At 72.6% G+C, this 20,789-nt stretch carries 17 protein-coding genes; 7 read left to right on the top strand and 10 right to left on the bottom strand.

Annotated features, from left to right (window positions below):
- Positions 1-67: 67 nt before the first annotated feature.
- Genes ACZ60W_RS00770 through ACZ60W_RS00740 form a run of 7 tightly spaced genes read right to left on the bottom strand, consistent with a single transcriptional unit; the run spans position 68 to position 6,846 of the window.
- The gene (locus tag ACZ60W_RS00770; RefSeq protein ID WP_469753262.1) at positions 68-1,714 is read right to left on the bottom strand and encodes a SpoIIE family protein phosphatase; all 1,647 of its coding nucleotides are present in this window, start codon (positions 1,712-1,714) and stop codon (positions 68-70) included.
- A complete protein-coding gene (locus tag ACZ60W_RS00765) occupies positions 1,714-3,597 on the bottom strand; it encodes an ATP-binding response regulator (RefSeq protein ID WP_469753158.1) in 1,884 nt (627 codons plus the stop codon). Before ACZ60W_RS00765 ends, ACZ60W_RS00770 begins: the two co-directional genes overlap by 1 nt.
- Positions 3,594-4,655 (bottom strand): anti-sigma regulatory factor, encoded by a 1,062-nt coding sequence (locus ACZ60W_RS00760; RefSeq protein ID WP_469753157.1) that lies wholly within the window; start codon positions 4,653-4,655, stop codon positions 3,594-3,596. Before ACZ60W_RS00760 ends, ACZ60W_RS00765 begins: the two co-directional genes overlap by 4 nt.
- On the bottom strand, positions 4,643-5,065 hold the full coding sequence (locus tag ACZ60W_RS00755) for an ATP-binding protein (RefSeq protein WP_469753156.1): 423 nt from the start codon (positions 5,063-5,065) through the stop codon (positions 4,643-4,645). Before ACZ60W_RS00755 ends, ACZ60W_RS00760 begins: the two co-directional genes overlap by 13 nt.
- Positions 5,062-5,439 (bottom strand): STAS domain-containing protein, encoded by a 378-nt coding sequence (locus ACZ60W_RS00750; RefSeq protein ID WP_469753155.1) that lies wholly within the window; start codon positions 5,437-5,439, stop codon positions 5,062-5,064. The genes ACZ60W_RS00755 and ACZ60W_RS00750 overlap by 4 nt, the downstream gene beginning before the upstream one ends.
- A complete protein-coding gene (locus tag ACZ60W_RS00745; RefSeq protein ID WP_469753154.1) occupies positions 5,436-6,281 on the bottom strand; it encodes an STAS domain-containing protein in 846 nt (281 codons plus the stop codon). Before ACZ60W_RS00745 ends, ACZ60W_RS00750 begins: the two co-directional genes overlap by 4 nt.
- Before the next feature lie 19 nt (positions 6,282-6,300).
- Positions 6,301-6,846 (bottom strand): GNAT family N-acetyltransferase, encoded by a 546-nt coding sequence (locus ACZ60W_RS00740; RefSeq protein WP_469753153.1) that lies wholly within the window; start codon positions 6,844-6,846, stop codon positions 6,301-6,303.
- 299 nt (positions 6,847-7,145) lie between these two features.
- Here ACZ60W_RS00740 and ACZ60W_RS00735 point away from each other — a divergent pair, with 299 nt between their 5' ends.
- Together ACZ60W_RS00735 and ACZ60W_RS00730 are read left to right on the top strand one after the other, a co-directional pair.
- The gene (locus ACZ60W_RS00735) at positions 7,146-7,742 is read left to right on the top strand and encodes an effector-associated constant component EACC1 (protein ID WP_469753152.1); all 597 of its coding nucleotides are present in this window, start codon (positions 7,146-7,148) and stop codon (positions 7,740-7,742) included.
- Positions 7,739-12,178: a caspase, EACC1-associated type gene (locus ACZ60W_RS00730; RefSeq protein WP_469753151.1), complete on the top strand. Its 4,440-nt coding sequence runs from the start codon at positions 7,739-7,741 to the stop codon at positions 12,176-12,178. Before ACZ60W_RS00735 ends, ACZ60W_RS00730 begins: the two co-directional genes overlap by 4 nt.
- On the opposite strand, the gene ACZ60W_RS00725 is transcribed toward ACZ60W_RS00730, so the two are convergent.
- Positions 12,111-12,473: a hypothetical protein gene (locus ACZ60W_RS00725; RefSeq protein ID WP_469753261.1), complete on the bottom strand. Its 363-nt coding sequence runs from the start codon at positions 12,471-12,473 to the stop codon at positions 12,111-12,113. The genes ACZ60W_RS00730 and ACZ60W_RS00725 overlap by 68 nt on opposite strands.
- A gap of 233 nt (positions 12,474-12,706) precedes the next feature.
- On the opposite strand from ACZ60W_RS00725, the gene ACZ60W_RS00720 reads away from it, so the two are divergent.
- Complete coding sequence (locus ACZ60W_RS00720) at positions 12,707-13,588, top strand: hypothetical protein (RefSeq protein WP_469753150.1); 882 nt, start codon at positions 12,707-12,709, stop codon at positions 13,586-13,588.
- 902 nt (positions 13,589-14,490) lie between these two features.
- The gene (locus tag ACZ60W_RS00715) at positions 14,491-15,771 is read left to right on the top strand and encodes an alpha/beta hydrolase family protein (RefSeq protein WP_469753149.1); all 1,281 of its coding nucleotides are present in this window, start codon (positions 14,491-14,493) and stop codon (positions 15,769-15,771) included.
- 76 nt (positions 15,772-15,847) lie between these two features.
- Here the strand turns inward: ACZ60W_RS00715 and ACZ60W_RS00710 are convergent, their stop codons facing one another.
- Positions 15,848-16,492 carry a GAP family protein gene (locus ACZ60W_RS00710; protein WP_469753148.1) on the bottom strand — a complete coding sequence of 215 codons (645 nt, stop codon included), beginning with the start codon at positions 16,490-16,492 and terminating at the stop codon, positions 15,848-15,850.
- Between the two features lie 520 nt (positions 16,493-17,012).
- On the opposite strand from ACZ60W_RS00710, the gene ACZ60W_RS00705 reads away from it, so the two are divergent.
- Positions 17,013-18,497, top strand: a complete 1,485-nt coding sequence (locus tag ACZ60W_RS00705) for a multicopper oxidase family protein (RefSeq protein WP_469753147.1) — start codon at positions 17,013-17,015, stop codon at positions 18,495-18,497.
- 211 nt (positions 18,498-18,708) lie between these two features.
- On the opposite strand, the gene ACZ60W_RS00700 is transcribed toward ACZ60W_RS00705, so the two are convergent.
- Positions 18,709-19,155: a winged helix-turn-helix transcriptional regulator gene (locus tag ACZ60W_RS00700; protein ID WP_469753146.1), complete on the bottom strand. Its 447-nt coding sequence runs from the start codon at positions 19,153-19,155 to the stop codon at positions 18,709-18,711.
- A gap of 120 nt (positions 19,156-19,275) precedes the next feature.
- Between ACZ60W_RS00700 and ACZ60W_RS00695 the strand changes: the two genes are divergently transcribed.
- The gene (locus tag ACZ60W_RS00695) at positions 19,276-20,193 is read left to right on the top strand and encodes an alcohol dehydrogenase catalytic domain-containing protein (protein ID WP_469753145.1); all 918 of its coding nucleotides are present in this window, start codon (positions 19,276-19,278) and stop codon (positions 20,191-20,193) included.
- A gap of 168 nt (positions 20,194-20,361) precedes the next feature.
- Entirely contained in the window at positions 20,362-20,754 is a 393-nt protein-coding gene (locus ACZ60W_RS00690) for a DUF4267 domain-containing protein (RefSeq protein WP_469753144.1), read from the top strand.
- The last annotated feature ends 35 nt before the right edge of the window (positions 20,755-20,789 follow it).

Raw genomic sequence — 20,789 nt, 5'->3', positions numbered from 1 at the left:
ACCGGACCGCCGCGCGTGAACGGCGCGGCGGCCACGGCCGGACGGTCGGCCGCGCACCGGCTCCCGGTCAGTCCGAAGGGCCGGTGACGCGGGCCGCCAGCAGGGCGACGTCGTCCTCTCCGTCGGGCGGGAACGCCGACAGCAGACCGTCGCAGACCTGCTCGACGTCGGTCGGCAGCACCGCCAGAGCCGTGGACAGCCGTTTCAGCGAGTCGCCGAGGTCCTCCTGACGCCGCTCGATCAGGCCGTCCGTCGTCATGACGAGGACCGAGCCGGGAGGCGCTTCCACCTCGACCGCCGCGGGCTGGGGGAGCAGCAGTCCGAGAAGGGGGCCGTGCTCCTCGACGAAGCGGACGGATCCGTCGGGGAAGCGCAGCAGCGGCGGCAGGTGCCCGGCGTTGGCGATGTGCAGCAGCCCTGTCTCACCGTCGATCAGGACGACGCACAGGGTGAGGGTGAGGTGCGCCTCGACGGCGGCGAGAAGGTTCTCGATGCGTTCGAGGATCGCGCGGGGCGAGTGCTCCTCGATCGCGTAGGCGCGCAGGGCATGGCGGATCTGGCCCATCAGCATCGCCGCGTCGAGGGAGTGGCCGGCCACGTCGCCGACGGCGAGCAGCAGCCCGCCCCGGGTCGGCAGCGCCTCGTAGAAGTCGCCCCCGATCTCCGCGTGCTCGCTGGCGGGAAGGTAGCGCACCGCCAGGTCGGCCAGGGGCGAACGCGGCAGGGTGTCCGGCAGGAAGCTCCGCTGGAGCGTCAGCGCCAGGTCGTGCTCCTCGGTGTAGCTCCGCAGCGCTTCGAGGGCCAGGGCACACGCCTGGGCCAGCTGGGTGAGGAGCTGCTCGTCGTCGGGCGTCGCGACGGCCGCGGACGGTACGGCGAGGCAGACGGGAGGACGCCCTGGCTTGGCCCGCGCGACACCGACGGCGAGCGTGCCTCCGGGTATCAGGTGCTCCGGGAAGCCCGGCCAGAGCCGGGCGTCGACCACCACGAGCCGGGTTCCGGCCCGTTCGCCGAGGTCGTGGGAGGACGGTGACTCCCGTACGTCGATCGCGCCGACCGTCCCGGCGGGCGGGGCCGTCGCGGGGTCCGTCCCGGGGGCGACCGGCCGGCCCGCCGTGCGGACCGCCGACGTGGGCTCGCCGTGCGGCGAGATGAGGGCCGCCACCGCCGTCGTCCCCAGCACGATCGCGGCGCCCTCGGCTGCCGCCCGGGCGACCGCGGCCGCGTCGTCCGCGCTGTAGAGGAGGTGCGTGGCCTCGTTGAGGTGGAGGAGGCGGTCGGCCAGGTGCTCGGCCCGGCGCCGGGCGCGGGCGTAGCGCAGCGCGGCGGTGACCGTGGCGAGGAGCTCGTCCGGCGCGATGGGCTCGGTCAGGTAGGCGTCGGCACCGCGGTTCAGGCCCTGCGTCCGGTCGGTCGCGGTGATCGCGGAGGCGGAGACGTGGATGACGGGAAGGGCCGCTGTGGCCGGGTCCGCCTTGATGTGCTCGCAGACGTCGAACCCGGTCATGTCCGGCAGCCGTACGTCGACGATGGCCACCTCGGGCAGCGGGTCGCCGGCCTTGAGGATGCCCAGGGCCTGCGTCCCGTCCTCGGCCTCGACGACCGAATGGCCAGCCCGCGACAGCGTGGTCCTCAGCACGTACCGGTTCGTCGGGTTGTCGTCGACGATGAGGATGTTCGCCGGCGAGTTGTCGGACGGAGAGGGGTCGGGGATCACTCTGTTGTCTTTCCGCTCTCTGCGGGCGCGCCGCCGGCCGCCGGGGAAGCGGGAGCCACGGGGGAAGCGGGAGCCACGGGGGAGACGGGAGCCGCCGGAACCGGGTCCAGTCCCAGGGCCAGCAGGATGCGCTCCCGGGTGAGGTGGGTCTTGTTCAGCACGGAACGTGCGTGGGTGAGCCGGGTCCGGTCCACCTCGCTGGGATCGCTGGAGGTCAGCACCACGACCGGGATGCGCGCCGTGACCGGGTCACGGGCCAGGACCCCGAGCAGGGTGTAGCCGTCCGGCGCGGGCATGACGAGGTCGACCAGGATCGCGTCCGGCCGCCGGGCGCGGATGACCTCGAACGCCTGCGAGCTGACGTTGACCTCGGTGACGTCGTCGGCGAGCGTGTCCAAGGTGGGGCGCAGCAGACCGAGGAACGTCGGGTCGTCGTCCACCACCACGAGGGAGCCGAGCCGCCCGGCCGCCCCGCCGGGAAGCGGCACGCCCGCGTCGGGCCCCGGCGCGTCGCCGGCGGGGGCGTCGAGCTGCGCGGGGACGTCCACGCGCACGGTGGTCCCCTCGCCGGGGACGCTCGTCAGGGTGAGCGTGCCCCCGAGGATCGCGGTGAGCCGGCGCGCGTACGGCAGCCCCAGGCCGGTGCCGGACTGCCCGCGCTGATGCATTCCCAGGACCTGGTAGAACTCCTCGAACACCCGGTCCTGCTGGTCCGGCGGGATGCCGATGCCGGTGTCGGTGGTCGTGAACGTGAACCAGGTCCGCCCGCCTCGGGACGAGGTCTCCACGGTGAGCCGGACCTCGCCGGACGTCGTGAACTTCAACCCGTTGGACAGCACGTTGCGCAGCACGCGGGTCAGCATGACCTCGTCGGTCACCAGCGGCGGGGCGTCCGGCACGTCGGGGATGTCCAGGCGCACCCCGTCGTGCGCCATGCCGCCGAGCGTCCCCCGGAGCTGATGGAGCAGCGTCCGCAGGTCCGTGTCGGCCGGCGCGGGCTCCAGCCGTCCGGACTCGGCCTTGGCCACGTCGAGGAGCTCCTCCACGAGCGCGAGGAGCGTGCTGCCGGAGCCGGCGATCAGCGACAGCTGCTGCCGCTGGTCCTCGCTCAGGGGATCGGCCCCGGGGGCCATGAGGAGCCGCGCCAGGGAGATGACCGAGTTGACCGGCGCGCGCAGCTCGTGGCTCACGTTGGCCCAGAACCTGGTCTTCGCCTCACTGGCCAGGCGCAACTGGCGGGTCATGTCCTCCAGCTCCGCGTAGAGGGCGACCACGCCCGTGTTCGTCTCCTCCAGCTCGGCGGACAGCTCGCTGTAGAGGGCGACCACTCCCTGGTTGGTCTCCTCCAGCTCCTCGTTCAGCCGCCGCAGCTCCTCCTGCTGCGCCCGGGACTCCTCCAGGGCGAGCAGCAGCTGCCGGTTCTGCGACCGCAGCTCCTCGCTCATGCTGAAGTCGCCCGAACCGAGCAGCGCCGCCTGGGCCCGCTCGACGCGCTGTTCGGCGGGGACGTTCGACGAGGGCAGCCGCTGTCCCACGGTCAGGACGTGCCCTTCGTCCGAGGCGCTGGAGCTGCTGTGGTCCAGCAGCCGACGCGCCGCCCGTACCGTGTCCTCGCCGGGGCGCCGGGGGCCATCCCAGGCGAAGGACGCGAGGAAGTGGATCCCGTCGGGCCGGGACTCGGTTCGAAGCTCCACACGAAGCCCCGGGGACCCCAGGAGATCACGCCCCACCTCACTCAGTACGGTCACCACTCGGACCCGTTCGTGGCCCTCCAGTCCCAGGGCCTTGGTCAGCAACTGTCCCTGTCTGCGGAGTTCAAACACATCCCTGTCGGCGCGCAGGGTCACGCCGCCGAACTCGTGGGCCTCCACGGGTCTCACGCGGTGGCCGCCTTGACGACGACGATGCCGGCGTCGTCCCGCCGTACGCCGGCCTGGCCCAGTATCTGCGCGGCGATGAGCGCCGGACGCCGCCGGAACAGGCCGGGGAAGGAGGTGGGGGACCAGCGGTCGCTCAGCCCGTCGGAGTGCAGGAACACGACACCGTCCCGGTCCAGGGGAGCCTGGAAGGTCCTCAGCGTCGGCATCTGGTGCCCCACGATCCCGGGCAGCGACAGCAGGGCGCTCCGCCTGTCCCCGCTGACCACGCCGGCGCTGATGTTGCCCACGCCGCAGTGCTCGACGCTGCCGCGGAGGTAGTCGGCGCGGGCCACGGCGACCGCCGCGCCACGGGTCCCCTTGAGCTCGGAGTGCAGCGCCCGCATGATCATCTCGGGCGAGCGGTGGGCGTTGGCCCGGAACGCGGCCCTCGCCCGTTCGCTGGCCAGTGCCGCCAGCGGACCGTGGCCGAGCCCGTCGCACATCATGGCCGTCACGACGACACCGTCGAGCCCCTCGTCGGCGCGCGCGGCCCAGGTGTCCCCGCACACGGTCTCGCCGCTGATCGGCCGCGTCAGCCCGGCCACCGACGGTTCCACGGGGCCCGGCGCGCCCTCGTCCCGGACGGACCAGAAACGCGCGAGCAGCGTCGTCCCCGTCCCCGGCCGGGAGTACACGTCGAACGCGTCGGCGCACCGCGCGATCGAGCCCAGCCCCACACCGAGGGTGCCGCTGCTGGAGACGCCGTCGGACAGTGCCGCGGAAAGGTCCGGGATGCCGGGCCCGTTGTCCAGTGAGAGCAGTTCCACGGCCGCCCTGTCGGGCAGGGTGACGACCCTCAGCGCCAGTGAGCCGTCCTTCGCGTGCTTCTGCAGGTTGGTGGCGGCCTCCGTGACGGCGAGCCGCACCTCGGCCACCCGGTCCGCGGACATGCCGATGCGGTGGGCGAGGCGCGCGGCCTCGTGGCGTGCGACCGCGTCCAGGGCGGCACCCAGACGCATCCACACCACGTCCTCGGCCTCGATCCCCTGGCCGTCCGCGACCGGGTTCACCGTGCCCACTTCAGCACCGTCACCGTGGTACCGACACCCGGCGTCGAGTCGAGCTCGAACTCGTCGACGAGGCGCCGGGCGCCGCTGAGGCCGAGCCCCATGCCGCTGCCGGAGGTCCAGCCGTCCGTCAGGGCCAGCTCCGTGTCCGGGATGCCGGGGCCCACGTCGGCGAAACGCACCCAGACGCCGACCCGGGCCACGTCACGGACGATCGCCGCCACCGCGGAGCCCCCGCCGCCGTAGATGAGGGTGTTGCGTCCCAGCTCACTGGCGGCCGTGACGAGTTTGGTCTGGTTGACCAGGGACAGACCGGCCTGCTGGGCCAGCAGGCGCACCGTCTGGCGCGCCTTCACCACGTCCCCGCTGGCCTGGATCGGCACTTCCTCGCGCGAGGCCTCGTCGGCCGGGTAGTCCCTCACCGGCTTTCCGGACCCGACACCTGTGCGCGACGAAGGTAGCCCAGACCGAGCTCCAGGTTGAGCGCCGTCCGGACCCCGCCGAGGGACAGCCCGAGCTCCACCAGGGTCATGGCGACGGCGGGCCGCATGCCCACCACGACGGTCTCCGCACCCAGGACGCGGGAGATCGCCGCCGTGGTGGCGAGCATCCGTCCCACGAAGGAGTCGACGATCTCCAGGGCGGAGATGTCGATGATCACGCCGCGGGCGGAGGTGGCGACGATCTGCTGGGACAGGTCGTCCTGCAGGTCGAGCACCATCTGGTCCTCCAGATCGATCTGGATGGACACGAGCAGGATGTCGCCGATCTTCAGGACCGGCACGCGGTCGCTCACAGCAGACCTGCCGCTCGGGTCGCGGTCGCCTTGTCGATCTCCACGAGCGCGTGACGCAGCGCGTCCGCCAGCGTCGCCTTCGTCGGGATGTCGCCGAACTCGATGCCGAGCCCCACGATGGTCTGCGCGATCTGCGGCCGGATCCCGGAGATGACGCACTCGGCGCCCATCATGCGCGCCGCCACCACGGTCTTGAGGAGGTGCTGCGCCACCTGCGTGTCCACGGCGGGCACACCCGTGATGTCGATGATCGCGTGGGCGGAGTTCGAGTCCAGCAGGGCCTGGAGGAGCTTCTCCATGACCACCTGGGTACGGGCCGAGTCCAGCGTCCCCACGAGCGGCACGCCCACCACGCCGTCCCACAGCTTCACGACCGGCGTCGACAGCTCCAGCAGCTGCTGCGACTGCGCGGAGATGATCTCCTCGCGGGTCCGCGCGTACTCCTCCACCGTGAACAGGCCGAGGTCGTCCAGGAGGCGCGAGAACTGCAGGTAGACGCGGATGTCCTCGACGGACCCGCCGAGCAGGGACTCCAGCACCTCCTTCAGGGCGAACACGCTCACGGCCGTCTCGGTCGGGGTGAAGCCCTGGCGGGCCCGGTTCCGCGACAGCTCCACGAGGAGGCTGCGCACGACCGCGTAGTCCGCGCCCCGCCCCGCGAACCCGCCGGTCGCGACGGCGTCGGTGATGGCCTGGTACAGCTCGTTCAGCTCGCGTCCCAGCTCCACCGAGCTCAGCCGGCCGTGCAAGGACGCCCCGACGGCCTGCTCCCACTGCGCGATCAGCTCGGCACGGCGTGCCGTGAGCAGTTCCAGCAGCCGCTTCGAATCGGCGCTGTCCATACGCGGTCCCCTCCACATGTCACCTAGTCAGAACGGTGCCGACCCTACGGCACTGTTCCGGGCACCACTGAAACCCGGTGTCGCGAACGAAGACCCCCGACCCCCCCCCGGCCGGGCCTCCCGACCGCCCGACGACCCACCCCTGCCCCGTGGAGCGCGTTCCATACCTCGTACGGTTGTCCGCCCGGTCACCTTCACCGGCGTCGGCGATGGTGGCCCTCCCCCCCCGGGCCTCCGGTCCGCCGTGGGCCACCGGAAACCGGCATCGCCGTGGCGCCCCGCTCGACCGGGAGGCGCGACGGGGGAGCGGCACCCGGAGGCGGCCCTCACGGCTCCCGGAGGTCGAGGGACCAGGTCTGGCCGACGACGTCGTGCCCGACGCCGCGCCGGGGCCGACGACGTCGTGCCCGAAGCCGCGCCGGAGCCCTTCGGCGTCGAGAGCGAAGCCGACGTGCCGGTAGATCCGGCGCGCGGACACCAGGTCGGCCGTGGTCCACAGCGTGACGCGGTCGTAGCCGGCCTCGCGGGCGAACGTCAGGGACTCCTCCACGAGCCGGGTGCCCATGCCGAGAGCGCGCGCCGCCGGGTGACGAGGAGCGTGCGCAGCGTGGCCGCGCCGCGCGCACCGTGCAGGACTGGCCGGACGTCCTGGCAGGCGGCACCCTCTCCGCCGTGCGATCCACTGCCCCGGACGACACGGGCTCGACCGGCAAGGTCCGAAAGAGACGGCCGAGAGGGGTGTCGGAACCGGGGAACCCGTGTCCTGCGCGGCCCCGGTGCGGCATGCTGTCGGCAGGGCGAGGGGGGCGCGTGGGACATCCGATCTTCCTCGTCCCCAGGTGACGTCCGACCCCGGGGGAGACCATGCGACTCGTCGTGACGGTGCACGGTGACGAGGACGGAGCCGACGCCGGCACCGCCGAGCTCGGGGCCTGGCTGAGGGACGAGCCGCACCTGCGGGGCCGGGTCGACCACGGCGGGCGCGCCGACGCGCCGGCGGGGACGATGGGGCCGGCGATGGACACCCTCGTCGCGGTCCTGGAGCCCGGAGGGGTGGCGGCGGTCTTCACCGGCGCGCTGGTCGCATGGCTGCAGACGCGTCGCGGCAACCACACGATCAGCGTGACCCGCCCGGACGGCACGCGGATCACGCTCTCCTCCCGCCAGGCCCGCGCCCTGAGCCCGCAGGACGCCGCCGACATCGCCGAGCGCCTGGCCCGCGGACCGGCCGACGACGGCGCGCGGACCGTGAACCAGGACGAGCCCCGCGAAGGGACCCGCCAAGAGCACTCCGAGGAGGCACCCGCCGAGTCCCCCGGAGTGATCCGCCGGCAGACCACCGCGGAGACCCCCGCCGCATCTCCCGAAACGCCCCGCCGGCAGACCACCGAGGCAACACCCGACGAGTCTCCCGAGACGAACCCGCGACACGGGAACACGCCGGACACCCCGACGTCATGACGGGCGGCGGCCTCGCGGCACCCGGCGCACGCGCGGTGCTCTTCGGCACCGGCAGCCACGTCCACGGGTCGGAACTCCCCGACCTGCCCGCCGTCGACGCGACACTCGACGCCCTGCAGCGCAGCCTCGTCGACGTGTGCGGCATGGATCCCCGCCATGTCGTGCGCGTACCGGCTCACGCCGACTCCCCGCGCGTGGTCGGAGCGGTCGAGGAGGCGGTGGCCGAGGGCGGCGGCCCCGTTCTCTTCTGCTACGTCGGGCACGGCCTCCTGGGCCCGCGCGACGACCTCTACCTCGCCACGCGGAGCGGCCGGTCCGCCCGGCACGTCGCACAGGCCGTGTCGTACCGCACCCTCAGCGACCTGCTGGGCGACGCGGGAAGAGGCAGCGTCGTCCTCCTCGACTGCTGCTTCTCCGGCCGCGCCGACACACCGCCGTCGGAAGGCGGAGTGCGCCGGGCCTTCGCCTCCGCCGGCCCGCGCGGGAGCTTCCTGCTCACCTCGGCCTCGCACTACGCGCTCTCCTTCGCGCCGGAGGGCGCACGGCACACGCTGTTCACCGGGCGGCTGCTCGAACTCCTCGACGACGGCGATCCGACCGGACCGCTGTGGCTGACCGCCGACCGCCTCCACGCCGCGCTCGTCGAGCGGTTCGCCGACGACCCACGGGTCAACCCCGGCCGCCGGAGCGAGGGCACCATGGGCTCGCTGGTCCTCGCCCGCAACCGCGCCTATGCCACGCCCTCCGCCGACGTCGACACGACCGAGCCACCCGCGGACCTGCCCTGCCCCTACCCGGGACTGCAGCCGTACCGAGCGGACGAGAGCGCCTACTTCTTCGGACGCGACGCACTCTCCACACGCCTGAAGGAGTTGGTCGACGACCTCCCGGAAGGCGGCCAGGCGGTCCTGGTCGGCGCATCGGGCGCGGGCAAGTCGTCCCTGCTCCGCGCGGGCCTGCTCGCCGGCCGCGAGGCCCGTACGGACACCCCGCCCCCGGCCCTTCTGCTCCCCGCCCCCGGACCCCACCCCCTGCGCACCCTCGCGGACGCATGGGCCCGAGCCACCGGACGGGAGCCCGACGAGGTGAGGGCGGCGCTGGAACGCGGATCCTTCCCTGCGCCGCGCCACGGCCGTCCTGCCTGCGGACTGCTGGTGGTCGACCAGTTCGAAGAGGTCTTCACCCGCTGCACCGACCCCGGCGAACGCAACGCCTTCGTCTCCCTGCTCACCGGAGACGGAACGAACCGTCGGCCCCGTGTCGTCCTCGGTCTGCGGGCGGACCACTACGGCAGCTGCCTGGAGCACCCCGGGCTCGAACGCGCCCTGGCACGGGCCCAACTCGTCGTGCCACCCCTGCGCGACCAGGAGCTACGCGTCATCGTCGAAGGCCCGGCCGCCGCCGTGGGCCTCACCGTCGACCCGGGTCTGACCGACCGCCTCCTCGACGACCTCCGGTCGGGCCGCTCGGCGAACGACGCACCCACCGCCCTGCCGTTCCTGGCCCACGCCCTGCGCGAGACATGGCGCGGCCGTAACGGAGCACGCCTCACCCTCGCCGCCTACCAGGCGACGCAAGGGATCTGGAAGTCGGTGGCCACCACGACGCGGAACGTCTACGAGTCCCTGGACGACGACGGACAGGAGACGATGCGCGCCCTGCTCCTGCGCCTGGTCCACCTCCCCTCCGACGGAGGCGGCGCCGTCCTGCGGCACCGCGTCCCGTTCGCCTCACTGCCCGCCGGCTCCACCGACATCCGCGATCGCCTGGCGGCCGCGAGACTCCTGACGGTCGACGAGAACACCGCCCAGATCTCCCACGAGGCACTGCTCCGGGCCTGGCCCCTGCTGCGCCGGTGGATCCAGGAGGACACCGCCGCCCTGCTCCTGCGCCAGCAGCTGGAAAACGCGGCCGAAGCGTGGGACACCGCGGACCGCGACGCGGCCTTCCTCTTCCGCGGAAGCCGGCTCCAGGCAGCGGCAGAGATGGCGGAACGCATCCGACTGCCGCGGCTGGAAGCAGAGTTCCTGTCCGCCGGACAAGCCGAGGCCACGCGCGAACTGCGCCGCGAGCAGCGCCGTACGACCCTGCTGAAGCGAGCCCTGGCCGCCGTCGCCGCCGCTTTGTGCCTCGCGATCGTCGCCGCCGTCGTGGCGGTGAAGGAACAACGGAACGCCGAGGCGCAGCGCCAAGTCGCCACGGCCCGGGCCCTGCTGGCCGAGGCGAACGGCCTCGCCACCTCCGACCCCCGCGCCGCCCTGCGTCTCGGCCTCGCCGCCTACGCCCTGCGCCCCAGCGCCGATGCACGCCGCACGCTCTTCGACACCCTGGCCGACAGCGCGTTCCGCGGCGTGACGAAGCTGCCCTCGGCGACGGGGGACCCGGTCATCGCACGGGGCGGGGAGATGCTCGCCACCTGGGCAGTCGGCGGATGGACCATCTGGGACACCGGCCGCGACCCGGTTCCCCGTACTCCGCTCGCCCGACTCGCCTGCCCGCTGGCGGACAGCACCGAAGCGACGATGGCCTTCGGCGGCCCCCGTGGAGGGACGGCCGTCGCCGTGTGCAAGCACGACGAGGTGTGGATGTGGAACCTCGACGGCCTGCGCGGCGCCGCGGAACCACGCCCGTCCGCGACCCTGCGGTCCACGGGCTTCACGGCACGGACCGACGGGCCGAGCGTGGTCGCCGTCAGCCCCGACGGGAAGACCGTCACGAGCCTCGGCTGGTCCCGGTACGTGAACCGGAGCACGCTCGTGCAGTGGGACGTCGGCAACCCTCGCAGGCCGCGACAGCTCCCGATCGTCGAGGACACGTCGATCCTCCAGGATCTGATCCAGGGGGACAGGGCGGAGTTCAGCCCGGACGGCCGTCTCCTGGCCACCGGCGACAAAAACGGGGACACCCGTCTGTGGGACGTCTCGGAACCCCGCACCCCCAAGCCACTGGGCCTCATCGAGGACGCGGGCGGAGCTCTGGCCTTCAGCCCGGACGGCCGTCTGCTGGCGGCGAGCCACGAACGCGTGGTCAAACTGATCGACGTCCGCTCGCCCCGCAACCCGACCGTCCTCGACGACCGCGCGGCCCACACCGACCTGGTGACCTCCCTCGACTTCTCCCCGGACGGCCGCCGCCTGGTCAGCGCGGGCTGGGACGACAAGGTCGTCCTCTGGGACGTCACCGACCCCAGGGCCCTCACCGTCGACTCCCGCCTGCACGGACACTCCGCCTTCGTCGAGGCGGCCCGGTTCACCGCCGACGGCAACGCGCTCGTCTCGGTCAGCTTCGGTGAGGTCATCCACTGGGATCTCTCCGACCTCCACCAGCCCCGCACCCTGAAGACCCTGCCCGACGGAAACGACCTCGCCCTGACCCCGGACGGCACGACCCTCGCCGTCGCCCGGGGCGCCCGGATCGCCCTCTGGGACCTCTCCGACCCCGCCGCGCCGCGCCGCCTCGCCGCCACCGAGAATCCGGTGAAGGACCGCTACGACACCGTCGACGGCGGCACCATGATCGGCCCCGGCGATGTCCTCGCCGACGTCGCCTTCAGCTCCGACGGCTCCCTCCTCGCCACGCTCAACCAGGACCGGGAGGTCACCCTCTGGAACGTCTCCGACCCGGCCCGCCCCCGCATCGCCGGAACCGTCGGAGGCGAGGAAGACGTCTTCAGGCCGTCACTGGCCTTCGCCCCCGACAAGCCTCTGCTCGCCGTCAACGACCTGCGACGAGTCCGCGTCTGGGACGTCTCCGACCCCGCCCGCCCCGTCCTGACCTCGGCCCTCGGCGCCACCCGCGGGCTACGTGACATCGCTTTCAGCCCGGACGGCCGACGCCTCCTGCTCGCCGGGCAGAGCCTGACGCTCTGGGATCTGCGCACCGGAAAGACGTCACTCCTCTCGGGAGGCCACTCCTACTCGGGCGGGGCTCGTGCTGCCTTCTCCCCCAAGGGCGACACGGCCGCAGCCCTCGCGACTTACGCGTCCCTGGCGACGTCCGAGCCCGGCGTCCACCTCTGGGACACCGGACACGACGGCCGTACGTCCCCGATCGGCGAGACCGAGTCCACCGGAACCGACAGAGCCGCGTACGCACGACTGGCCTACCACCCCAGAGGCGATCTCCTCGTCGGCGCCGGCGAGGACGGCGCCGTCCGTGCCTGGAGCGTCGCCGACCCCGAACGCCCCCACCTCGCCTTCACCTTCGGCGGCCACACCGAAGGCGTCGACGACGTCGTCCTCGGCGGACCCGAAGGACGAACCATGATCACCTCAAGCGCCGGTCACGTCTTCGTCATCGACATCGGCGACTACCCCGAGATCGCCGCCGACACCCTCGGCATGGCCTGCCGCGCCACGGACGGCGGCTTCACACGGGAAGAGTGGCACGAGCACGTGCCGGACACCGAGTACCGCGCGACCTGCCCGAGTGCCTGAGCGGACGCCGAGCCCTGTCCTCGACCGGCGAACCCGGAGACGGAGCAGGCACCGAGAGGCAGCGAGCCGGTTCTTCCGAACCCTCTGCCTCCAATCGACCCTCTGCCTCCATGCGTTCTCCGGTCCGGCTCAGCCGATCCAGATCAGCATGGCGTCCCCGACGGCCGCGGCGCCCCGGAAGCATGTCGTCGTCCTGCGCGTCCGGCATCTCCTCGGCGAACTCCAGAGCCCATGCGGAATCCGCGAGCGCCCGTTCCAGCTCCGCAGACGTCACACGCAGATATGCGCCGTTCATGCTCATGGGCCGCAGCCTACGAAGCCCGTCTGACATCCCGCGTCGTGCGCAAACGGACGACCAGGCGCACGATGGTGAGGAGAGCCCGCCCGGGAAGCCGTCGCACGTTGCACCGGGCGGGCCCACTTTCTGCGCCCGCTTCCGGCGCGACACGCGGAATCGCCGTCCGAGGGGGCTTCCTGAGCCGCCGAAACCGGATGACCGACGGTCGCCCGCCAGGTCATCCTGACTCCATGGGAGACAGAGCCAACATCATCGTGGTCCGCGAGGACGGCACACATGAGCTGTACCGGACCGGCTGGGCGGTCGGGATGGACCTCGACCTGCTCGACGGGCCGATGGCGGTCCTCGACATGCTTCCCGAACTCCGCCGGGACGACTGGTGGCTCGACGACTCCATGGCCCAGGCCGGTGCGCTGCTCGACCTCGGCCGCAAGCTCCTCCTGTTCTTCGCCTGGGAAGGGCCCAGTACGGAGCTCCGCCACCGTGCGGCCATGCTCGAACTGATCCGAGCGGCGTGGCCGGGCTGGCAAGTCCGCTGGCTCTACGACGGCCCGGCGGAACTGCGCCGGCACGTCGGGCTGGACCCGCAGTACGTCCGCTGCGCAGACTCGAACCACTCCTCCCCGGCCCCGTTCCTCGCCCCCGACGAGGAAGACCTGGTCGGCCCGGACCCGGGCGGTGTGGTGATCACCGTCGGGTCCGACCGCTGCCACCTCGCCTCGGACGCCTTCGACCACCCCGTCCACGAAGGCGTCTCCCTGCTCGACCGCCTGACAGACGCACCCGAACACGGCACCTGCCGCCTGCACGTCAACTCCGGCATCCACCTCGACCCCGAACGCCGCCGCTTGGGCTGGTGGTCCCTCTCCTCCTCCCCGCCGGCCTACGACGTGCCGAAGGTGTGGCCCGGCTGGACCGTGGAGTTCTGGCAGGACGACTGGAAGCGGCACGTCAGTGCCGGCGACCGATTCTCCCCGGCACCCTTCGACGCCGGAGAGGAAGCCAGGTCCGCGGTACGCGCCGAGGCCGAGGAACGCCGAGCCATGCGGGCCCGCCACGCCGCTCAGGTCGCCCGCCTGCGGACCGCACCGGCCCGCCCCCAGGCGGGATGACGGTACGAGCCGTCCTGATCGGCGGGACACCCCCTGGCTTCTTTCGGACGTTACGGTGCGGCACCACGATGACCCCCGCGAAGGACCGCTTCCTCCTCGGGCCGGCAGGGCTGCGGCACCCCCGCCAGCCGGATCTCCCCGCCGGCCCTGCCAAGCCACCGGCTTCGTGACCGTGACGGCACCCCCTGTTCTCAGCCCACTCGCCGCGCACGGGGTGTGGGGCCGGCATGTGGGGGTAGTCGGACGACAGAGCACATGGGGCTGCTCTACAGCCGGTCCGCCTGCAGCCATCCCCCCGCTCGCAGGCGGCGGCCTCGCGACCGTCCCGCGCGGATTCCCCCTCCAGCGCGGGACGGTCGCCGTCTTCGCACGGGATGTCGCCGTCGTACGGTATGCCCCGGAATCTAAGCGCGGACAGCGCGGAGCACGGTTCTGGGTGAGTCACAGGCCCGTGGATCTCTCCGGTGGCGGGGATCGGCGCCGGAGTTCGTGACGATGTCCGCGGGCCCCTCGGATCAGTCGGCCCCGCCCTCGGTGTTGGAGCCGGATTCGTGGGAGTAGCGGGTGGCGCGGTCCCATTCCTTCCCGGTGCGCCGTTGGAGGCCCGGTCCGGTACGTAGAGGCCGCGCCGGGGCGGGGCGGTGAGGAGGGTCGGACGTGAGGGAGGTCGGTGGTCGGTGACGATCAGGCGGCCGACTGAATCGGCGAGCGGGCCGAGTGGCCCCTATGGCCCTGTGCGGCGACCGTGTCGCCCCAGGGTGTAGACCCGTGGGCGAAGGCCGCTCCTCCGTGGTGAGCCGGTGGGCTGATGTCTCACCGACGAGTAGCTGACAGCGTGGCTTCCGTGACCAAGGAGCGTTCGCCACGGCACGGTTGGCGATGCGTTGACCAGGGGAGGAATTATGACCTTGTCGTCGTTCGGCAGCCGGGTGGGGATGACGCGGCGTCGTGTCCTGGGGGCCGGGCTGGCCGCTGGGACGGCTTTGCCGCTCGCGGCTGTTGCCGGTCCCGCATGGGCCGGATCGGCGACGGCGGGCCTCGCCGCGGTTCGGCCGGGCGCGGACGGGGTTGCTTCGGCCCACCCGGGGCCGAGCGGTGCCGCGGCGGCGCGACTGACGCTGCCGGCGCCGACCGGGCCGTACCCGGTGGGCAGGGTCGAGCTGCGGCTCGTCGACCGGTCGCGGCCGGACGAGATCGCCGGTGCCGGACGCTTTCGGGAGCTGATGGCGACGGTCTGGTACCCCGCGCGGAACGTCGAGGGGTTTCCGGTGGCGTCCTGGATGCCGGCGGGGGCCCTTGAGGCGTTCCTCGCCGACGTCGGGTTCAGCGAGGTGGCGCCGCTGGCGCCGTTCACGTCCGGTCATGTGGGTGCGCCGGTGCGGCGCTCGGGGCGGCGGATGCCTGTCGTGGTGTTCTCCCATGGCGCGCACAGCCACCAGGGAGACCACACCGTCGTGGTGCAGGAGCTCGCGAGTCACGGCTACGCGGTGGTGACGGTGGCGCACGCGTACGACTCGTACACCACGTTTCCCGACGGACGGGTGGCCGTTCCGGTCTTCGACCGGGAGGCGCCGACGATGCCCGGGGACTTCGCGGCAGACCTGCGCTTCGTCGTCGACTGCGTCGAGCGGATCGCCGCCGGACGCAACCCGGACGCGGATGGCCGACAGCTGCCGGCGGGGCTGCTCGGGGCGCTGGACCCTCGGCGGATCGGGGCGATGGGCTGGTCGAAGGGCGGAACGGCGACGGCCTGCGCCATGCTCGCCGACGGGCGTATCCGGGCGGGGGTGAGTTTCGACGGCCCGATGGAGATGAACCCGCCGCTGGCCGGAGACCTGGACCGGCCGTTCCTGATGGTGACGGCGGAGTACACCCGAGCCGGGTACCCGGCGGCCGCCGCGTTCTGGTCGCGGCTACGGGGCTGGCGGAGGAACATCCACGCCGAGGGCGCGATGCACCTCTCCTACGGCGACAACGAGGCGCTGTTTCCCCAGATGGCGAAGATGCGCGGATGGAGCGAAGAGCAGCTGCGGAGGGCGATCGGCTCCCTCGATCCCGGCGAGGCGGTGAGGATCCAGCAGGCCTACCCGCTCGCGTTCTTCGACGAGCACCTCCGCCACCGTCGCCGGCGCCTCCTCGACGGACCCACCTCGGACTTCCCTGCGGTGACGTTCGTCCGGTGAGGGTCCGGGGCCACGCCGCCGCAGGCGTGGCCCTCGCGCGCAGCGACCGGACGGCCGTCGTCGGGCTCTGATCGGGTCAGGTGACGAGCCCGTAGATGCTGCGGGCCGTCAGGTATAGGCCGACGATCAGGGCGAGGGTGACGATCAGTTGTTCCTGGTGTTCGGCCAGCCAGGTGCGGAGGGCGTTGAGGCGGGCGTTGGCGGCGCCGGGGGCCCAGACCGCGTACATCTCCATGACGATGAGGCTGAGCGTCGCGAGGAGGCAGTACGCGGTGAGGGTGAGCCAGTCGGTGAGGGTCGAGAGGTCGGCGTCGAGGGCGGTCGCGGCGCCGGCGCCGACCAGCGCCCAGGGCTGGAGGAGCCAGGCGAGGCCGGCGGCCGTGAGGGGAGAGGCGTTGTCGATCCGGCTGGTCCAGCGGGGAGGGCCGTGCGGGCGGGGCGGTCGCCGGTGGCGGTGCGCGCCGTAGAGCACCAGCACGACGCCGATGGCGAGTTTCGCGGCGAGCCCGGCGGTGGAGGGAGCTGTGTGCCGGGCGGGGGGCTGGCCACCGGTGAGCAGGACGACGACGGCCGTGACGGCCACCAGGTTCGCCAGCCACGACAACAGGAACGCCAGCCCTTGCCGCACGCCGCGTCGCGAGGACAGCAGCAGGATGAAGGCACTGTTGTGCAGGGGCCCCAGAGTGATGGCCGTACCGATCAGCACCAGGTCGAGGACCATCGGAGAGGTTGCTCCTGGGGGCTCGGGGGCTGTCCGCCACCTCTGGACAGGAAAGCGGCCGACAGAGGAACTGCCTCACGGGTCCGCATCCCGACTGTGCAGGCGACGCTCCTGCCGGTCAAGCAAGCCACGCCCGCGCCGCCGCCTCGTCCCGTTCGTCCGCCGTCCGCATTGACTCTGCGCCTGCGGCGTCACACCGCCCCCACAGGGGCGGCCCGCAGCATCACGGCCACCAGGCCGGGGCCCTCATCCCCTCGGTATGCCTCACGAGCGCCATGGGTGAATTGTTCTAGATTGCTCAGTTATGGAACACAAGGGTGGAGTCAGTCGTCGGTCAGTGCTCAAGGCGATCCCTGTCGGTGCTCTGACAGCGGCGGCAGGGGGCGCCCTGGCCGGCCGGACCGCGGTAGCGGCATCGGGACGCCCTGCCGCGGGACCGGGGACACCGGCAGCAGCAACGCCGGCGTTCCCGCAGCCCGTCGTCTCGGCGGCTCAGACGGTACCCGGTTCGGTGGCACGCGTGCTCGACCAGACGCTCGACGTGCGCTACACGGACATGGTCGTACCGGGCTACGGGCAGGTCAGCACCCGCACCTACAACGGGACCATCCCGGGGCCGACCCTCCGCCTGCGGGGCGGGGACTCGCTGCGGCTGACGCACGTGAACGGGCTGCCGCCCAACCCGCCCCACACCCCCGGAGACGCGCACGAGCCCCACCCCGCCAACAGCTTCAACCTGCACACGCACGGCCTGCACGTGAGTCCGTCCGAACAGGCCGACAACGTCCTGCGTGAGTTCGTGCCCCGGACGGAGGAGGAAGTGGAGGCCAGGGTCGCGGAGCCGCGGTACGAGACGGTCATCCACGTGCCGGAGGACCATCCGGCGGGGACGTACTGGTATCACCCTCACCTGCACGGGGCCACCGCCGAGCAGGTGATCGGAGGGATGGCCGGGGTGATCATCGTGGAGGGCGATGTCGACGAGGTCCCGGAGATCGAGGCGGCGGCCGACGTCGTCGTCTGCGTCAGCGAGCTGAAGTTCAAGGACGGCCACGTCCCCGCCTTCACCTCGGGCAACTGGCTGAGCGGCGTGGCCTCCACCTTCACCGTCAACGGCACGGTGAACCCGACCCTCACGCTTCGTCCCGGAGAGGTCCAGCGGTGGCGGCTCGTCGGCGCGACCGCGTTCACGGCCCTGCCGCTGGAGGTCAGGAGCGCCGTCGCCGGTGGTGACGGACTGACCCTGCACCAGATCGCGCAGGACGGGGTCACCTTCGGCGCGCCGCGTGCCCAGAGCGTGGTGGAGCTGGGCATGGGCAACCGCGCGGACGTCCTGATCCGGGGTGAGACGCCCGGCACCTACGAACTGCGCGCCGCCTCGGTCTCCGGCCCGCTGATGACGATCCAGGTCACGGGCGAGCCCGTGCAGCCGCCGATGGGGCTTCCCGCGTCGCTGCCGCAGGGCAGGCCGTTCCTCGACGAGGCCGACATCACCGACCCGGGGGCGGACCGGGAAGTGGTCTTCCACGTGGACCCCAACGTCTTCACCGGCGCCTTCCCGAACGCGTACCGCATGCTGGGCACCCACGCCACGCCCGCGGCCGACCCCGACGGGGACCTCACCCACGATCCCGCCTACGGCCTGTTCGACCCGAACCACACCAACCACACGCTTCGCCTGGGCACCGTCGAGCGCTGGACCGTCCGCACCGACGAGACCATCCCCGCCCGCAGCCACCCCTTCCACCTCCACACCAACCAGATCCTGCTCACCCACCGCAACGGCCGGCGGCTCGACCCGCCGGTCTGGCACGACACCATCGCCCTGGCCGGTGGACGACCCGGACAGTCCGCCACCTTCCTCGTCCGCTACGAGGACTTCACGGGCGACACCTATGCCCACTGCCACCAGCTCCACCACGGAGACCTCGGCATGATGCAGACCGTCCGCTACGTCGACCAGCCCGCGCCCGCCGAGCCCCGGACGCGGCCGGGCGGTCGCTGAGGAGCCTCGCGGACGCCCCGCCATGACCTGTGCCGGCGGAGAGGGTTCCTGCGCCATGCCTTGGCGCGGGGCGTCGCAGCCCGGCCGCGCTCGGTCCGGCCGGGCGGCGTTCCGCCGCGGACGAGCGGCCACTTCGGCGGCACCGGGACTCCGGATAGGGCCGCGCACGTGCACCGCGCCACGCCCGACCGCGGGCTGCGGCGGCCCCGCCTCAGTCCTCGGCGGCGGCTTGGTGTGCGGCCCGGTGGGCGAGGACGTCGGGCATGTGCGCCTCGGCCCATTCCTTGAGGCCGGCCATGACGGTGTTCAGGGACAGGCCGAGGTCGGTCAGTGCGTACGTGACGGTGACCGGCACGGTGGGGGTGACGGTACGGGTGACCAGGCCGTCGGCCTCCAGGGAGCGCAGGGTCTGGGTGAGCATCTTCTGACTGGCGCCGGCGAGACGACGGGAGAGTTCGGAGTAGCGCATCGAGCGGGGTCCGTCCTGGTGGTCGACCCCGGGACGGTGCGGGCCGTCGCTGCCGAGCGCAGCGAGGATCAGGGCGACCCACTTGTCGGAGATGCGTTCCAGCAGCCGGCGGCTCGGACATCCCGCCATGAACGCGTCGTAGCTCGTCCTCGCCTCGGCCCGGTCCTGAGCCGCTGTCCGCGTCGACATGAGTCGCTCCTTCGGTGCCCGGGTGGCTTACGCACTTTCAAGTGCCTTCTTCCGAGCCGAGGTTAACGAAACCAGCATGGAACCCGGAACCGATCACCCCCATCGCGAGGGAACGAAGCCATGCGCGCTGCCACTTTCCGTACCGCTGTCGTCCGTGACCCGAACGGACCCGACTCGATCGAGATCATCGACGTGCCCGTCACCGAGCCCGGCCCGGGACAGATCCGCGTCGCCCTCGCCGCCGCGACGGTCAACCCCACCGACCTCGGCGTCGCCGCGGGCTTCTTCCACCGGATCGGGCTGGTCCACCAGACCGAACACACGGGACTCGGTTGGGAGTTCGCCGGCGTGGTGGAAGCGGTCGGGCCGGGCGTCGACCTGATGCGCGGCACCAGGGTGGCCGGCCTGGTCGTCGGCTTCGATCGCGACCACGGCACCTACGCGGAACAGATCCTGGTCGCGGCGACCGAGGTCGTTCCGGTCCCCGAGGAGCTGGACCTCCTGGCCGCGACCACCGTTCCCCTCAACGGCCTTGCCGCCGCGCACGCGGTCGACCTGCTCGGCGACGCGCCCGCCGGTGCCGACCGCCTGCTCGTGACGGGCGCCGCCGGAGCGGTCGGAGCGAACGTCGCCGTCCTGGCACAGGAGCGCGGCTGGCAGGTGACGGGGCTCGCCCGCGCCGACGACGAGAAGTTCGTCCGCGGTCTCGGCGCCGGTTTCACCACGCACGTCGAGCCGGGCTGGGACGCGGTCGTCGACCCCGCGGAACTCGACGACGCGGCCCTGAGGGCGGTGCGCGACGACGGCGCCTACGTCGGCCTGCGGCCGGGACTCGGACCCGCGACCGAGCGGGGGATCCGGGTCGCCTCCGTGGTCACCGCCTTCGACGGCACCCGACTCGCCGAGCTCCTCACGCGGGCCGCCGACGGCGACCTCCCGACCCGCGTCCACACCGTGGTCCCGCTGGACCGGGCCGCCGACGCCCACCGGGCCACCGCCGAGGGCGGCCTCCGCGGCCGCTACGTCATCCGCCCCTGACCCGTCCGCGCCGAGTGCGCGCCCCGCAGCGCGTAGACCGGGACCCGCCCCGGGTCGAGTCGTGATGCCTCGCCAGGTTCGCAGGGAGACCCGTCGCCCCGGCCCCGCCACATCCACCTTCCTTCCTTCCTTCTTCCTTCCGTACGCCAGAACCCTCAGGAGATCACCATGTCCACGCAGCGCGTCGCCACCCTCCTCGCCGTCCTCACCGGGCTGTTCCTGCTGTACACGGGAGGCGGCTTCCTCCTGGCGCCGCAGACCCTGGCCGAGGGATTCGGGGTGCCGACCTGGCCGCGCGGCGAAGGGAACGGCTTCCTCATGGTGAAGGGCCTGCGGGACGTCGGCTTCGGCCTCGTCATACTCACGCTCCTGTCGGCCGGACACCGCAAGGCCCTTGGCCTGGCCATGGCGGCCATGGCCTTCGTCCCGCTCGGCGACATGGTGGTCGTCCTGAGCCAAGGGGGCCCGGCCGCGACCGCGTACGGCGTCCACGGGCCGGCCGCGGCGATCGTCGCCCTGACCGCGGGGCTGCTCGTGCGCGAGCGGCGAGCCGCCGCCTGACCCGGACACGCAGGCGGACCCTCCTCATCTCCGAG

It is taken from the genome of Streptomyces sp. NPDC104202 (assembly GCF_055584185.1).
The sequence above is the reverse complement of the archived record's forward strand: the minus strand, read 5'-3'. Positions and strand labels throughout refer to the sequence as shown.

What these genes read in the sequence shown, in the direction of transcription:
- ACZ60W_RS00745 (WP_469753154.1), bottom strand. Translation starts at nt 6,281, where the DNA reads ATGGACAGCGCCGATTCGAAGCGGCTGCTGGAACTGCTCACGGCACGC.
- ACZ60W_RS00740 (WP_469753153.1), bottom strand. Translation starts at nt 6,846, where the DNA reads ATGGGCACCCGGCTCGTGGAGGAGTCCCTGACGTTCGCCCGCGAGGCC.
- ACZ60W_RS00735 (WP_469753152.1), top strand. Translation starts at nt 7,146, where the DNA reads ATGCGACTCGTCGTGACGGTGCACGGTGACGAGGACGGAGCCGACGCC.
- ACZ60W_RS00730 (WP_469753151.1), top strand. Translation starts at nt 7,739, where the DNA reads ATGACGGGCGGCGGCCTCGCGGCACCCGGCGCACGCGCGGTGCTCTTC.
- ACZ60W_RS00725 (WP_469753261.1), bottom strand. Translation starts at nt 12,473, where the DNA reads ATGAACGGCGCATATCTGCGTGTGACGTCTGCGGAGCTGGAACGGGCG.
- ACZ60W_RS00720 (WP_469753150.1), top strand. Translation starts at nt 12,707, where the DNA reads ATGGGAGACAGAGCCAACATCATCGTGGTCCGCGAGGACGGCACACAT.
- ACZ60W_RS00715 (WP_469753149.1), top strand. Translation starts at nt 14,491, where the DNA reads ATGACCTTGTCGTCGTTCGGCAGCCGGGTGGGGATGACGCGGCGTCGT.
- ACZ60W_RS00710 (WP_469753148.1), bottom strand. Translation starts at nt 16,492, where the DNA reads ATGGTCCTCGACCTGGTGCTGATCGGTACGGCCATCACTCTGGGGCCC.
- ACZ60W_RS00700 (WP_469753146.1), bottom strand. Translation starts at nt 19,155, where the DNA reads ATGTCGACGCGGACAGCGGCTCAGGACCGGGCCGAGGCGAGGACGAGC.
- ACZ60W_RS00695 (WP_469753145.1), top strand. Translation starts at nt 19,276, where the DNA reads ATGCGCGCTGCCACTTTCCGTACCGCTGTCGTCCGTGACCCGAACGGA.
- ACZ60W_RS00690 (WP_469753144.1), top strand. Translation starts at nt 20,362, where the DNA reads ATGTCCACGCAGCGCGTCGCCACCCTCCTCGCCGTCCTCACCGGGCTG.